Origin of the sequence: Caldimonas tepidiphila (assembly GCF_003569765.1) — a bacterium.
Taxonomy (GTDB): Bacteria; Pseudomonadota; Gammaproteobacteria; order Burkholderiales; family Burkholderiaceae_C; genus Caldimonas; species Caldimonas tepidiphila.
This window is the reverse complement of record NZ_QXMG01000102.1, coordinates 1-14,346: the sequence shown is the minus strand read 5'-3', so window position 1 is coordinate 14,346 and position 14,346 is coordinate 1. Positions and strand designations below refer to the sequence as shown.

Genomic DNA, 14,346 nt, shown 5'->3' with positions numbered 1-14,346 from the left:
CTCAACACCGTGACGGCCGCTGCGGCCTGCGGCGGCGAGGTGCACGTGCTGGTGGCGGGGGCGAACGCGGCCGAGGCCGCGCAGGCCGCGGCGCAGATCGCGGGCGTGACGAAGGTGCTGCACGCCGACAGTGCGGCGCTCGCCGAAGGGCTGGCCGAGAACCTCGCGGCGCAGGTGCTGGCCGTGGCCGGCGGCTACAGCCACCTCCTCTTTCCGTCGACCGCCTCGGGCAAGAACGTCGCGCCGCGCGTGGCCGCCAGGCTCGACGTGGCGCAGCTCTCCGACATCACCAGGGTCGTGAGTGCCGACACCTTCGAGCGCCCGATCTACGCGGGCAACGCGATCGCCACGGTGCAGGCCACGGACGCGGTGAAGGTCATCACGGTGCGCACCACGGGCTTCGACGCGGCGGCTGCGACGGGCGGCTCGGCGGCAGTGGAGAGCGTGGCGGCGGTGGCCGACGCGGGCACCTCGAGCTTCGTGGGCCGCGAGACGACCAAGAGCGACCGCCCGGAGCTGACGGCGGCCAAGGTGATCGTCTCGGGCGGGCGCGCGCTCGGCTCCAGCGAGAAGTTCACCGAGCTGCTCACGCCGCTGGCCGACAAGCTGGGTGCGGCACTCGGCGCGAGCCGCGCGGCGGTGGACGCGGGCTACGCGCCCAACGACTGGCAGGTCGGGCAGACGGGCAAGATCGTGGCGCCGCAGCTCTATGTGGCCTGCGGCATCTCCGGCGCGATCCAGCACCTCGCGGGCATGAAGGACTCCAAGGTGATCGTGGCGATCAACAAGGACCCGGAGGCGCCAATCTTCTCCGTCGCCGACTACGCGCTCGAGGCCGACATCTTCACCGCCGTGCCGGAACTGGTGAAGGCGCTCTGAGCCCGCTCCCCCGATGAGCCCCCGGCCCGTGCTTCCCTCGTTCAGGAACACGGGCTTTTTTCCACCGACAACGACAAGCCCGAAGGAGACCCGATGAGTTACCAAGCGCCCGTGAAGGACATGCTGTTCTGCATGAAGGAGTTGGCCGGCCTGGAGGAGGTCGCGCGCTTGCCCGGCTTCGAGGAGGCCGGCATCGACACCGCTGCCGCCGTGCTGGAGGAGTGTGCCCGCTTCAACCAGGAGGTGGTGGCGCCGCTGAACCAGGAGGGCGACCGCCAGCCGGGCGGCTGGAACGACGGCGCAGTCACGACCGCCCGGGGCTTCAAGGAAGCGTTCCGGCAGTACGCCGAGGGCGGCTGGCAGGGCCTGCAGCACCCGGCCGAGTTCGGCGGCCAGGGCCTGCCCAAGACGATCGGCGCGGCCTGCGGCGAAATGCTCAACAGCGCCAACCTCAGCTTCGCGCTGTGCCCGCTGCTGACCGACGGCGCGATCGAGGCGCTGCTCACCGCCGGCACGCCCGAGCAGCAGCGGCTCTACATCCCGAAGATGATCGAGGGCGCCTGGACCGGCACGATGAACCTCACCGAGCCGCAGGCCGGCTCCGACCTCGCGCTGGTGCGCACGAAGGCGGTGCCGCAGGGCGACAGGACCTACCGCATCAGCGGCCAGAAGATCTTCATCACCTTCGGCGAGCACGACATGGCCGAGAACATCGTCCATCTGGTGCTCGCGCGCACGCCCGACGCACCCGAGGGCGTCAAGGGCATCTCGCTGTTCATCGTGCCGAAGTTCCTCGTCGACGCCAACGGCACGCCGGGCAAGCGCAACGACGTCTGGTGCGCGTCGATCGAGCACAAGCTCGGCATCAAGGCGAGCCCGACCGCGGTGCTGGTCTACGGCGACGACAAGGGCGAGGTCGGCCCGGGCGCGATCGGCTACCTCGTCGGCGAGGAGAACCGCGGGCTCGAGTACATGTTCATCATGATGAACGCCGCGCGCTACGCGGTCGGCGTGCAGGGCATCGCGGTGGCCGAGCGCGCCTACCAGAAGGCGGTGCAGTACGCGCGCGACCGGGTGCAGAGCCGCCCGGTCGACGGCTCGCTGCCGGCGAGCGGCCCGATCATCCACCATCCCGACGTGCGCCGCATGCTGATGACGATGCGCGCTCACACCGAGGGCTGCCGCGCGATGGCCACCGTCGCCGCCGCCGCCTACGATGCCGCCCATCATCATCCGGACCCCGAGGTGCGCCAGCAGAACGCCGCCTTCTACGAGTTCATGGTGCCGCTGGTGAAGGGCTACTCGACCGAGATGAGCATCGAGGTCGCGAGCCTCGGCGTGCAGGTGCACGGCGGCATGGGCTACATCGAGGAGACCGGCGCGGCGCAGTACTACCGCGACGCGAAGATCCTGACGATCTACGAGGGCACGACGGCGATCCAGGCCAACGACCTCGTGGGCCGCAAGACCGCGCGCGACGGCGGCCGCACGGCGCGCGCGATCGCCGCGCGGATCGAGGCGACCGAGGCCGAGCTCGCGCGCCGCGACGACGCGGACGCCGCGGCCGTGCTGCGGCGCCTGGCGGCGGCGCGGCAGGCCTTCCTCGACGTGGTGGACTTCGTCGCCGGCCAGACCAAGGCCCGCCCGAACGCGGTGTTCGCCGGCTCGGTGCCCTACCTGATGCTCGCCGGCCAGCTGATGGCCGGCTGGCAGATGGCGCGCGCGCTGCTGGTCGCGAAGGAGCGGGCCGCGGCAGGCGAGGACCAGGCCTTCATGGACGCGAAGGTCGCGACCGCGCGCTTCTACGCCGATCACGTCCTCGCGAGGCTGCCGGGTCTGCGCGACACCATCCTCGAAGGCGGCGACAGCGCCACCGCGATGGCGCTCGACGCGTTCTGAGCGACACCCCCCGGTCCCTTCCGGCGCGTGCCGGGAGGGCCGCCCAATCCTGAACCAGAGCGCAGCCCGCCGAGCTGCGCCCGCCGTCCCGCCCGGGCCGGCCCCGATGGAGACACCATGCCCCTGCCACCGATCCTCGAAGACCTGCCGCTGCCGATCATCGGCTCGCCGATGTTCATCATCAGCACCCCGAAGCTCGTGATCGAGCAGTGCAAGGCCGGCGTCGTCGGCTCGATGCCGGCGCTCAACGCGCGGCCCGCCGAGCAGCTCGACGACTGGCTCGCCGAGATCACCGAGACGCTCAACGCCTGGAACGCGCGCCACCCCGAGCAGCCCGCCGCGCCCTTCGCGATCAACCAGATCGTGCACAAGAGCAACGACCGGCTCGAGCACGACATGGCGCTGTGCGAGAAGTACAAGGTGCCGATCGTCATCACCTCGCTCGGCGCGCGCACCGACGTCAACGACGCGGTGCACGGCTGGGGCGGCGTGGTGCTGCACGACATCATCAACAACGCCTTCGCGAGGAAGGCGGTCGAGAAGGGCGCCGACGGCCTGATCGCAGTCGCCGCGGGCGCCGGCGGCCACGCCGGCGTGAAGAGCCCCTTCGCGCTGATCCAGGAGATCCGCGAGTGGTTCCACGGGCCGCTGGCGCTCAGCGGCTCGATCGCCAGCGGCCGCGCGGTGCTCGCCGCGCGCGCGATGGGCGCGGACTTCGCCTATGTCGGCTCGGCCTTCATCGCCACCGAGGAGGCGCGCGCGGCCGAGGCCTACAAGCAGATGATCTGCGACAGCACGAGCGACGACGTCATCTACACCAACCTCTTCACCGGCGTGCACGGCAACTACCTGCGCGGCTCGATCGTCAACGCCGGGCTCGACCCGGACAGGCTGCCCGAGAGCGACCCGAGCAAGATGAACTTCGGCGGCGGCGCCACCAAGGCCTGGAAGGACATCTGGGGCTGCGGCCAGGGCATCGGCACGATCCGCGAGGTGGTGCCGGTGCGCGATCTCGTCGCGCGGCTGCGGCGCGAGTACGAGGAGGCGCGCGGCCGGCTCTGCGCGGGCTGACGCAGCCGGGGGCGACGTGATCGCCGCACCATGAAGAAAGGGCACCTCGCGGTGCCCTTCGTCATTGCGGCCGGCGCGCCGCCGGCGCAGCTCACTTGAACAGGTCGCGCACGCGGTCGGTCCAGCTCTTGGTGTTCGGCGAGTGCTTGTCGCCGCCCTTGCGGAAGGAATCGTCGAGCTCCTTGAGCAGCTTGCGCTGGTGCTCGGTGAGCTTGACCGGCGTCTCGACCGTGATGTGGCAGTACAGGTCGCCGGGATAGCTCGAGCGCACGCCCTTGATGCCCTTGCCGCGCAGGCGGAAGGTCTTGCCGTGCTGCGTGCCCTCGGGCAGCTCGATCTCGGCGCGCCCGCCGAGCGTCGGTACCTCGATCGTGCCGCCGAGCGCGGCGGTGGTCAGCGGCGTCGGCACCGTGCAGTGCAGGTCGTCCCCGTCGCGCTCGAAGATCTCGTGCTTCTTGAGCCGGATCTCGATGTAGAGGTCGCCCGGGGGGCCGCCGTTGGTGCCCGGCTCGCCGTTGCCGGCCGAGCGGATGCGCATGCCCTCGTCGATGCCGGCGGGGATCTTCACTTCCAGCGTCTTGGTCTTCTTGACCTTGCCCTCGCCGCCGCAGGTGCCGCAGGGCTCGGGAATGATCTTGCCCGAGCCGTGGCAGTGCGGGCAGGTCTGCTGGATGCTGAAGAAGCCCTGGCGCAGGTGCACCGCGCCGGCGCCGTTGCAGGTCGGGCAGGTCTTCGCGCTGGTGCCGGGCTTGGCGCCGCTGCCGTGGCAGGTGCCGCACTCGTCCCAGCTCGGGATGCGGATCTGCGTTTCCTTGCCGCGGGCCGCCTCCTCGAGCGTGATCTCCATCGCGTAGGACAGGTCGCTGCCGCGGTAGACCTGCGGCCCGCCGCGGCGGCCGCCGCCCCCGCCCTGCTGCCCGAAGATGTCGCCGAAGATGTCGCCGAAGGCCTCGGCGAAGCCGCCGTAGGCCTCGGCGCCGCCGCCGCGGCCGGCGCCCATGTTCGGGTCGACGCCGGCATGGCCGAAGCGGTCGTAGGCGGCGCGCTTCTCGGGGTCGGAGAGCATCTCGTAGGCCTCCTTGGCCTCCTTGAACTTCTCCTCGGCGCTCTTGTCACCCTGGTTGCGGTCAGGGTGGTGCTTCATCGCCAGCTTGCGATAGGCCTTCTTGATGTCGTCCTCGCTGGCGTTCTTCGCCAGACCGAGCACTTCGTAGTAGTCGCGCTTTGCCATGTCGGTGTGCTGCATCTGCGTTCTTCAAACCGCAAGAGGCACAGGGGCCCGGAGAGCGGTTCTCCAAGGTCCCGTGTGCCTCCGCGGTGCCGGGCTCGAGCGCCGAAGCTCAGTCTTTCTTGACTTCCTTGAACTCGGCATCGACGACATTGTCGTCTGCCGGCTTCGAGCCGCCCGCCGCGCCGGCACCTGCGGCACCCGCACCGCCTGCCGCGCCGGCGCCCGCAGCCGCCCCCTCCTGCATGCCGGCGTACATCTTCTCGCCGAGCTTCTGGCTCGCGGCCATCAGCGCCTCGGTCTTGGACTCGATCGCGGCCTTGTCCTCGCCCTTGAGCGCTTCCTCCACGTCCTTGATGGCGGCCTCGATCTGCTCCTTCTCGGCGCCCTCGAGCTTGTCACCGTGCTCGGTGAGCGACTTGCGCACGCTGTGCACCATCGCGTCGGCCTGGTTCCTGGCTTGCACCAGCTCGAAGCGGCGGTGGTCTTCCGCGGCGTTGAGCTCGGCGTCCTTCACCATCTTCTGGATCTCCTCCTCGGTCAGGCCGGAGTTCGCCTTGATGGTGATCTTGTTCTCCTTGCCGGTGCCCTTGTCCTTGGCGCCGACATGCAGGATGCCGTTGGCGTCGATGTCGAAGCTCACCTCAATCTGCGGCAGGCCGCGCGGCGCCGGCGGGATGCCCTCGAGGTTGAACTCGCCGAGCAGCTTGTTGCCCGAGGCCATCTCGCGCTCGCCCTGGTAGACCTTGATCGTCACGGCCGGCTGGTTGTCGTCCGCGGTCGAGAAGGTCTGGCTGAACTTGGTCGGGATCGTGGTGTTCTTCGTGATCATCTTCGTCATCACGCCGCCGAGCGTCTCGATGCCGAGCGACAGCGGGGTCACGTCGAGCAGCAGCACGTCCTTGCGGTCACCGGTGAGCACCTGGCCCTGGATCGCGGCGCCGACGGCCACGGCCTCGTCCGGGTTCACGTCCTTGCGCGGCTCCTTGCCGAAGAACTCCTTGACCTTCTCCTGCACCTTGGGCATGCGGGTCATGCCGCCCACCAGGATCACGTCGTCGATCTGGCTCACGCTCACGCCCGCGTCCTTGATCGCGGTGCGGCACGGCGCAATGGTGCGCTCGATCAGCTCCTCCACCAGGCTCTCGAGCTTGGCGCGGGTGAGCTTGATGTTCAGGTGCTTCGGACCCGAGGCGTCAGCCGTGATGTAGGGCAGGTTGATGTCGGTCTGCGTGGAGTTCGACAGCTCGATCTTCGCCTTCTCCGCGGCTTCCTTCAGGCGCTGCAGGGCCAGCACGTCCTTGGTCAGGTCGACCCCGGACTCCTTCTTGAACTCGCCGATGATGTAGTCGATGATGCGCTGGTCGAAGTCCTCGCCACCGAGGAAGGTGTCGCCGTTGGTGGACAGCACCTCGAACTGCTTCTCGCCGTCGACGTCCGCGATCTCGATGATCGAGATGTCGAAGGTGCCGCCGCCGAGGTCGTAGACCGCGATCTTGCGGTCGCCCTTGCCGGCCTTGTCCAGGCCGAAGGCCAGTGCCGCCGCGGTCGGCTCGTTGATGATGCGCTTGACGTCCAGGCCCGCGATGCGGCCGGCGTCCTTGGTGGCCTGGCGCTGCGCGTCGTTGAAGTAGGCCGGCACCGTGATCACGGCTTCCGTGACCGTCTCGCCGAGGTAGTCCTCGGCGGTCTTCTTCATCTTGCGCAGGATGTCGGCGCTGACCTGCTGGGCGGAGATCTTCTTGCCGCGCACCTCGACCCAGGCGTCGCCGTTGTCGGCGGCCACGATGCTGTAGGGCATCAGGTCGATGTCCTTCTGCACTTCCTTCTCGGTGAACTTGCGGCCGATCAGGCGCTTGATGGCGTACAGCGTGTTCTTGGGGTTGGTGACCGCCTGACGCTTGGCCGAGGCGCCGACCAGCACTTCACCGTCTTCCTGGTAGGCGACGATCGAGGGCGTCGTGCGCGCGCCCTCGCTGTTCTCGATCACCTTGGTGGTGTTGCCTTCCATGATGGCCACGCACGAGTTCGTGGTGCCCAGGTCGATGCCGATGATTTTTGCCATTTGAATTGCTCCTAAAGTCTGAGAGATCCGATTGCCGTGTAATTTGTGGACTGGGGCCGGCTTTTCAAGCACCTGCGGCGTCGCGCCCGCTCAGGGGGCAGAGGACGCCCGCGCGTCGCCGGCCCGCGTGCTCACTTCGGGGCCGCGACGGTGACCAGCGCCGGGCGCAGCACGCGCTCCGCGATCACGTAGCCCTTCTGCAGCACCGCCACCACGGTGTTGGCCTCCTGGTCGGCCGGCACCATGCTGATCGCCTGGTGCTGGTGCGGGTCGAACCTGGTGCCCGCCGGCGGGTTCACCTCCATCACCTTGTTGCGCTCGAGCGCCTGCTGCAGCTGGCGCAGCGTCATCTGCACGCCCTCTCGCAGCTGCTCGGGCGTGCCCTGCGTGGCGAGCGCCGCCTCGAGGCTGTCCTTCACGGGCAGCAGGCTGTCCGCGAAGCCCTCGATCGCGAACTTGCGCGCCTTGGACATCTCCTCCTCGGCGCGGCGGCGGATGTTCTCGGCCTCGGCCTTGGCGCGCAGGTAGGCGTCCGACACCTCGGCGTGGCGGGCCTCCAGCTCGGCCAGGCGCTGCTCGGCGCTGGCTGCGGCCGTCTCCGGCGCGTTCCCGGGGGCGGGCGGGTCGGACGCGACGCCCGCCCCGTTGGCGGCTGCGGAAGGCTCGGAAGTCTGTGGATCCTGAGGGGTGTTGTTCGCTTCGTTCATGGTCTGGTTCCCGGAAGACCGGACTGACTTGGGGGCGCGGACACTTTCTTCAAGAGCTGACGTTCGGAAACCAGCGCCCCCAGTTAGGAGGGGTCAGGCCCGGCAGACAGTCAAGTCACAATTCGCGGGATTCGTGGCGCCGAGCGTAAGGGCGGCGCCACGGGAAGTTGCCAGCAGTCAGGAGATTGGATGACGCGCTCCACCGGCCAGCCCCAACTGACCGTGTCGCCCAGCGGGGAACACGCCGAACTGGCCCTGCGGGAGTCGATGGTGCTGATGACCCCGGTCGTGCGCTGGCTGATCCGCAGCGGCGTGCAGCACGGCGCGTTCAGCGCCGCGCTCAAGGCGGTGTTCATCGACGTCGCGCAGCAGGAACTGCAGCGCAGCGGCACGCGCGTGACCGACTCGGCCATCAGCGTGATGTCGGGCGTGCACCGCAAGGACATCCGGGCGCTGGGCGTCGGGCGGCCGCGCGCGGTGATGCCGCGCTCGGTCTCGCTCGTCTCGCAGCTCTTCACGCGCTGGGTCACCGACGCCCGCTTCCGCGACGAGCAGGGGCGTCCCCGCGCCCTGCCGCGTGCCGGCGACAGCGGCAGCTTCGAGGCGCTCGCGCGGGAGGTGTCCTCGGACGTGCATCCGCGCACGCTGCTGGCCGAGATGGAGCGCCTCGGGCTCATCGAGCTCGACGACCGGCAGGTGGCGCTGCGCGTCGAGGCCTTCGTGCCGACACAGGGCCTGCGGGAGCTGGTGGCGCTCTTCGCGGCCAATGCCGGCGACCATCTCGCTGCGGCGGTGCACAACCTGACGACCGACGGGCCGCGCTTCCTCGAGCAGAGCGTGTTCGCCGAGGGGCTGAGCCGCCAATCGGCCGAGGAGCTGGGCGAGATCGCCCGGGCGCTGTGGAGCATGGCCTTCCAGCGCATGGTGGACGAGACGCAGCGCCGCTGCGATGCCGACGCGAACCAGGAGGGCGAGACTCACCGCATGCGCTTCGGCGTCTACTATTACAGCGAGCCCTACCGCGGCGAGCCGGCTTCGGGGGACACCCCGCCGGACGAGCCGACCGGCTCGCCCTGACGAGGAGGACGCGATGAACTTCCCCTGGATGAGGTCCGCAACGCTGGCCGCCGCGATGGCCTGGCTGCTGGTGTCCTGCGGCGGCGGAGTCGGCTCCGGCGGCACCGGCGACGTGGCGGGCGGCTACGGCCGCGGCACGGTCACCGGCTTCGGCAGCGTCATCGTCGACGGCGAGCGCTACGACGACAGCGGCGCGCGCATCGAGTACGACACCGAGGAAGGGGCGCCCGACGTGCCCGGCCGCGGCCTCGAGCGCTCCGACCTCGCGGTCGGGCAGCGGGTCGAGCTGGCGTTCGAGAGCGACGGCGACTCCAGCCGTGCCCGCGTGTTCCGCATCTCTCCGGCGCTGGTCGGCCCCGTCACCTCGCTGTCGCCCTTGCAGGTGGCCGGGCAGACCTTGCGGCTCAACGACGATCCGGACCGGGGTCCCGTGACCCGGTTCGGTGCCCGCGCAGGCGGCGAGACGCTCGGCACCGCGCAGCAGCTGCGGCTCGGCGACCGGCTCGAGGTGCACGGCGTGCAGCTGTCCGAGGGCGGCGCCCCCGCGCTCCAAGCCACCCGGATCGACCGGCTGCCGGCCGCCCACGGCCGGTGGCTGCGGCTCAACGGCGTCGTGTCCGGGCTGGCCGCCGACGGCCGCTCCTTCCGTCTCGGCGCGCTGACCGTCCTGCTGGACGAGCGCGGCAACGGCAATGGAAATGGCAACGGAAATGGCCGGGTGGCACTGGAGAACGGGCAGCGGGTGCAGGTCTGGACGCGCGAGCCGATTGCCGACAACACGGTCGTGGCCGACCGGGTGAGGCTCGAGAAGCCCCGGCTCGCCGAGCGCCAGGCCGTGCGGCTGTCCGGCGTCGCCGGTGCCTGTCCCGGCCGGGACCGCTCGGTCTACGTGTGCGTCGGCGGCACGGCGGTGGCGCTCGCCGGCGCGGCCTTCGACGCGGGGCTCGCCGCCGGCTCGCTCGACGGCCGCTACCTGGTCGTCAGCGGCCGGTTCGACGCGGCGACGGACGCGGTCGGCGAGGCGCGCCTGCGGCTGCCGCCGTCCCGCTGAGCCGGGGAGGGGCCGGGCCGCCGGCTCCTCAACCCTGGTCGTCGATGCTGGCGCTCCAGCGGTTCCAGTCGGCGAGCTGGCGGCGGTCCCGCTTGGTCGGTCGGCCGTGCTCGATGCTCTGCGACGGGTCGGCGGTGAAGCGGCGGTTGCGCGCCAGCTCCTCGCGGGTCCGCAGGCTCTCGGGCGTCTCCTCGTAGAGCTGCTGCGCCACCGGCGCCGGTCCGCGCACCTGGCTGAGCCCGCGCACCATCACCTCGCGCGGCACGTTGCCCTGGCGCAGGTTCACCCGGTCGCCCACGCGCACCTCGCGCGAGGGCTTGGCCGGCTGGCCATTGACCTGCACGCGGCCCTTGTCGATCTCGTCGGTGGCGAGGCTGCGCGTCTTGTAGAAACGTGCCGCCCAGAGCCATTTGTCGAGGCGCATCCCTTCGCTTGCGTTCTGCATGGACGCGATTGTGGCGCCGTGCCGCCTCCCCGGCGGCCAAGGGCCTTTCGCCGGCAGGGGCCGGGCGGCGGCGGGGCGTGCGCCTTCAGGCCGCGGCGCCGAGCCGGCGCGCGCGCTCGCGCTGCCGCGACAGTTCCTCGGCGTCGGCCGCCTCGCGGGTCGGCCAGCCGGCGAGGTGGCGCTCGGCGACCGCGGTCAGCGCGAGCATGCCCTCGTGCGTGTCGTTCAGGCAGGGGATGTAGTGGAACTCGCGGCCGCCCGAGGTCAGGAAGGCCTCCTTGCCCTCGATCGCGATTTCCTCGAGCGTCTCGAGGCAGTCGCCCGCAAAGCCGGGGCAGACCGCATCGACGCGCTTGACGCCCTGGCGCGCGAGTTCGCGCAGCGTCGGCTCGGTGTAGGGCTCGAGCCATTTCGCCTTGCCGAAGCGGCTCTGGAAGGTCACCACGTACTGCGCGTCCGACAGCCCGAGCCGCGCGGCGAGCAGCCGCGCCGTCTTGTGGCATTCGCAGTGGTAGGGGTCGCCGAGGTGCAGCGTGCGTTCCGGCACGCCGTGGAAGCTCATCAGCAGGCGCTCGGGCCGGCCGTGCGCGCTCCAGTGCGCCTCGATGCGCCGCGCGAGCGCGTCGATGTAGAGCGGCTCGTCATGGTAGTGGTTCACCAGGCGCAGCTCGGGCACCCAGCGCTGCGCGCCGGCCCAGGCGTGCACCGCGTCGTAGACGCTCGCGGTGGTGGTGCCGGAGTACTGGGGGTACAGCGGCAGCACCAGCACGCGCGTGACGCCGCGGCTGCGCAGCGCGTCGAGTTGCGCGCCGATCGACGGCTCGCCGTAGCGCATCGCGGGGACGACCTCCACGGCATGGCCGCGCTCGCCGAGGTAGCCGCGCAGCAGCTTCGCCTGCCGCTCGGTCCAGACCTTCAGCGGCGAGCCCTCGGGCGTCCAGATGCTCGCGTACTTCGCCGCCGACTTGGCCGGCCGCACCCGCAGGATCACGCCGTGCAGGATCGGCTTCCACAGGGCCGCGGGAATCTCGACGACGCGCGGATCGCTCAGGAACTGCGCGAGGTAGCGCCGCACGGCCGGCGCGGTCGGTGCCTCGGGGGTGCCGAGGTTGCACAGCAGCACGCCGGTGCGGGCGGGCTGGCCGTGGACATGGCGTTCTGCGGACGGGGCGGCGGAGGAGGGCATGCGGACGAGGGCAGTGGCGGGGGCGCGCTATTGTTGCCGACCACCGGCCCGCGCCGCGCCGCCCGCCGACTTGACGCCGGCGGCCGGGGGGCTTTGCGGCGGTCCCCGGCGGCCCGCCCGCCATCCGGGGCAGGCGGTATGAGGTAAGTTGTCGGCTTCCCACGTTCCCGGAAAGACCGACCTTGTCCCGATTGCTCGCCCTCACCCTCGATCTCGACGACACCCTGTGGCCCGTCTGGCCCACCATCGTGCGTGCCGAACGCCGGCTGCACGACTGGCTTGCCGAGCACGCGCCGGCCACCGCGCAGCGCCACGACACCGCGGCGATGCGCGCGCTGCGCGACCGCGTCGGCCTCGAGCATCCCGAGCGGCAGCACGACCTGACCTGGCTGCGTATGGAGAGCCTGCGCCGGGCGCTCTCGCAGGCCGGCGACGATCCGGCGCTCGCAGTGCCGGGCTTCGAGGTGTTCTTCGACGAGCGCCAGCGCGTCGAGCTGTTCGACGACGTCCGCCCTGGGCTCGAGCGACTGGCGGCGCGTTTTCCGCTGGTGGCGCTGACCAACGGCAACGCGGACCTGGGGCGCATCGGGCTCGCGCCGCTGTTCCGCGGCGTCGTCACCGCGCGCAGCTTCGGCGTCGGCAAGCCCGATCCGCGCATCTTCGCCGCCGCCTGCGAGCTGGCCGGCGCACCCGCCGGGCAGGTGCTGCATGTCGGCGACGACCTGCTGCTGGACGTCGAGGGGGCGCTGCGCGCCGGCGTGCAGGCGGCGTGGCTGAAGCGGCCGAGCATCCATCCCGTGCCGCCGGCCGCGCCGCAGGGGGTGCATTTCGTGGTGGAGGACCTGCTCGCGCTGGCCGACGCCGTCGGCGCCTGAAGGAAGGGGCGCGCGGGGCGGGGCGCTACAGCAGCGTGCCGAGCTGGGTGTCGCCGCCGGGCAGCACCTCGAATTGCACCCGGGCGGCGGCTTGCTCCATGGAGGTGCCCCCCAGGCCCAGCGTGCCGCTGCCATGCAGGCTGCAGCTGGCGCGGCGCACCGCGAGCTGCGTGCCGTTCGCGAAGACGACGAAGCTGCCGTTGCTGCTGTGGTCCCAGAAGTGGAAGTGCCCCCCATGCCACTCGATGCGCGCATGCGAGCGCGACACGCAGCCCTCCGGCACGCAGAAGCTCGACGAGGACGCGCGCCCGAGCACGATCGGCGTTTGCCGCGCGCTGAAGACGTGTTCGGTGGGGCCGTAGACCAGCCGCACCTTGCCCGCCATCGCGGGGACCGAGAGCTCGGCGTAGCCGGTCGGCTCCTGGTCCTCGGCGGCGCGCGTGCCGGTGAGCTGGAACACCCGGACGGGCTCGGCAATGCCGCGCAACTGCAGCGGCCCGAGGTCGCGGAAGCGCCGTTGCTGAGCCGCGTCGAGCCGCGCGTGGACCGCCTGCGTGAGCAGCACCTCGTCGTCCCCGGCGTGTTCGAGCAGGCGCGCCGCGATGTGGATCGCGTCGCCGAAGCAGTCCTGGTCGACTTCGACGACCTCGCCATCGTGGAGCGCGACGTGCAGGCGCAGCGCGGGCGCGTCCGGTCCGGCGCTGGCGGTGATGCGGGCGATCGATTCCTGCATCTGCTGCACCGCCTGCATCGCCGCGGCCGGCGTGGCGAACAGGGCCATCAGCCCGTCGCCGAGCGTCTTGACCACCACGCCGCCGCACTCGCCGGTGCGCATCGACAGCAGGCTGACGGTGTGTGCGAGCAACTCCGCCGCGCCGGCATTGCCGAGCGCGCGAAAGAGCAGGGTGCTGCCGCGCAGGTCGGCGAACAGGATGGTGCGGTGGACGGAGGCGGCGTGCAAGGGCAAGGCAGGGCGGCGGGCGTGATCGCGGGCGGGAGTTTAGTGCGGCGGCCGCCGCGGAAACGAAAAGACCGACCGGACTCCCCCGGGGAAGCGCGGTCGGTCCCGGGGGCCGTTTCCTGCCTGCGGCGCAGGCTCAGGCGCGTCCGCCTGCGCGGTCGCGGCTGCCTCCGGCAGCCCCCGTCCGGCCAATCAGAGATTGTCCAGGTACGTGCGCAGCTTGTCCGAGCGGCTCGGGTGCTTGAGCTTGCGGATTGCCTTGGCCTCGATCTGGCGGATGCGCTCGCGCGTCACGTCGAACTGCTTGCCCACTTCCTCCAGGGTGTGGTCGGTGGACATCTCGATGCCGAAGCGCATGCGCAGCACCTTGGCCTCGCGCGGCGTCAGGCTGTCGAGGATCTCCTTGACCACGTCGCGCAGGCCGGCCTGCATCGCCGCGTCCACCGGCGCCGTGTTGTTGGTGTCCTCGATGAAGTCGCCCAGATGCGAGTCGTCGTCGTCGCCGATCGGCGTCTCCATGGAGATCGGCTCCTTGGCGATCTTCATGATCTTGCGGATCTTGTCCTCGGGGATCTCCATCTTCTCGGCCAGCGTCGGCGCGTCGGGCTCGAAGCCGAACTCCTGCAGGTGCTGGCGCGAGAGGCGGTTCATCTTGTTGATCGTCTCGATCATGTGCACCGGGATGCGGATGGTGCGGGCCTGGTCGGCGATCGAGCGCGTGATGGCCTGGCGGATCCACCAGGTCGCGTAGGTCGAGAACTTGTAGCCGCGGCGGTACTCGAACTTGTCCACCGCCTTCATCAGGCCGATGTTGCCTTCCTGGATCAGGTCGAGGAACTGCAGGCCGCGGTTGGTGTACTTCTTCGCGATCGAGATCACGAGGCGCAGGTTGGCCTCGATCA

General features: G+C 70.8%; 13 protein-coding genes. 6 read left to right on the top strand and 7 right to left on the bottom strand.

The window, feature by feature from the left end; genetic code table 11:
- From D3A59_RS23940 to D3A59_RS23930, 3 genes are all read left to right on the top strand, one after another.
- The coding region (locus D3A59_RS23940; protein WP_119157830.1) for an electron transfer flavoprotein subunit alpha/FixB family protein at window positions 1-879 on the top strand (879 nt) is incomplete at its 5' end.
- A gap of 93 nt (window positions 880-972) precedes the next feature.
- Window positions 973-2,778 carry an acyl-CoA dehydrogenase gene (locus D3A59_RS23935; RefSeq protein WP_119157829.1) on the top strand — a complete coding sequence of 602 codons (1,806 nt, stop codon included), beginning with the start codon at window positions 973-975 and terminating at the stop codon, window positions 2,776-2,778.
- A 117-nt stretch (window positions 2,779-2,895) separates the two neighbouring features.
- Window positions 2,896-3,849: an NAD(P)H-dependent flavin oxidoreductase gene (locus D3A59_RS23930; RefSeq protein WP_119157828.1), complete on the top strand. Its 954-nt coding sequence runs from the start codon at window positions 2,896-2,898 to the stop codon at window positions 3,847-3,849.
- A 91-nt stretch (window positions 3,850-3,940) separates the two neighbouring features.
- Here D3A59_RS23930 and dnaJ read toward each other — a convergent pair whose 3' ends face one another.
- The 3 genes from dnaJ to grpE all read right to left on the bottom strand — a co-directional run bounded on the left by dnaJ (window position 3,941) and on the right by grpE (window position 7,849).
- Window positions 3,941-5,080: a molecular chaperone DnaJ gene (gene dnaJ / locus D3A59_RS23925; RefSeq protein ID WP_119157831.1), complete on the bottom strand. Its 1,140-nt coding sequence runs from the start codon at window positions 5,078-5,080 to the stop codon at window positions 3,941-3,943.
- A gap of 109 nt (window positions 5,081-5,189) precedes the next feature.
- Window positions 5,190-7,142, bottom strand: coding sequence for a molecular chaperone DnaK (dnaK, locus tag D3A59_RS23920; protein WP_119157827.1), 1,953 nt, complete (start codon window positions 7,140-7,142; stop codon window positions 5,190-5,192).
- A gap of 131 nt (window positions 7,143-7,273) precedes the next feature.
- Window positions 7,274-7,849: a nucleotide exchange factor GrpE gene (gene grpE, locus D3A59_RS23915; protein WP_119157826.1), complete on the bottom strand. Its 576-nt coding sequence runs from the start codon at window positions 7,847-7,849 to the stop codon at window positions 7,274-7,276.
- 189 nt (window positions 7,850-8,038) lie between these two features.
- On the opposite strand from grpE, the gene D3A59_RS23910 reads away from it, so the two are divergent.
- Together D3A59_RS23910 and D3A59_RS23905 are read left to right on the top strand one after the other, a co-directional pair.
- Window positions 8,039-8,926 (top strand): DUF6502 family protein, encoded by an 888-nt coding sequence (locus tag D3A59_RS23910; RefSeq protein WP_119157825.1) that lies wholly within the window; start codon window positions 8,039-8,041, stop codon window positions 8,924-8,926.
- Between the two features lie 13 nt (window positions 8,927-8,939).
- Window positions 8,940-9,977: a DUF5666 domain-containing protein gene (locus tag D3A59_RS23905; protein ID WP_119157824.1), complete on the top strand. Its 1,038-nt coding sequence runs from the start codon at window positions 8,940-8,942 to the stop codon at window positions 9,975-9,977.
- A 28-nt stretch (window positions 9,978-10,005) separates the two neighbouring features.
- Here the strand turns inward: D3A59_RS23905 and D3A59_RS23900 are convergent, their stop codons facing one another.
- Together D3A59_RS23900 and hemH are read right to left on the bottom strand one after the other, a co-directional pair.
- The gene (locus tag D3A59_RS23900) at window positions 10,006-10,401 is read right to left on the bottom strand and encodes an RNA-binding S4 domain-containing protein (RefSeq protein ID WP_240636192.1); all 396 of its coding nucleotides are present in this window, start codon (window positions 10,399-10,401) and stop codon (window positions 10,006-10,008) included.
- Between the two features lie 106 nt (window positions 10,402-10,507).
- Window positions 10,508-11,608, bottom strand: coding sequence for a ferrochelatase (hemH, locus tag D3A59_RS23895; protein ID WP_119157822.1), 1,101 nt, complete (start codon window positions 11,606-11,608; stop codon window positions 10,508-10,510).
- 182 nt (window positions 11,609-11,790) lie between these two features.
- Here hemH and D3A59_RS23890 point away from each other — a divergent pair, with 182 nt between their 5' ends.
- On the top strand, window positions 11,791-12,483 hold the full coding sequence (locus D3A59_RS23890) for an HAD family hydrolase (protein WP_119157821.1): 693 nt from the start codon (window positions 11,791-11,793) through the stop codon (window positions 12,481-12,483).
- A gap of 25 nt (window positions 12,484-12,508) precedes the next feature.
- Here the strand turns inward: D3A59_RS23890 and D3A59_RS23885 are convergent, their stop codons facing one another.
- On the bottom strand, window positions 12,509-13,444 hold the full coding sequence (locus D3A59_RS23885) for an adenylate/guanylate cyclase domain-containing protein (RefSeq protein WP_170162389.1): 936 nt from the start codon (window positions 13,442-13,444) through the stop codon (window positions 12,509-12,511).
- Between the two features lie 192 nt (window positions 13,445-13,636).
- Window positions 13,637-14,346, bottom strand: a 710-nt coding sequence (gene rpoD / locus D3A59_RS23880; protein ID WP_119157819.1) for an RNA polymerase sigma factor RpoD, incomplete at its 5' end; no start/stop codon positions are given.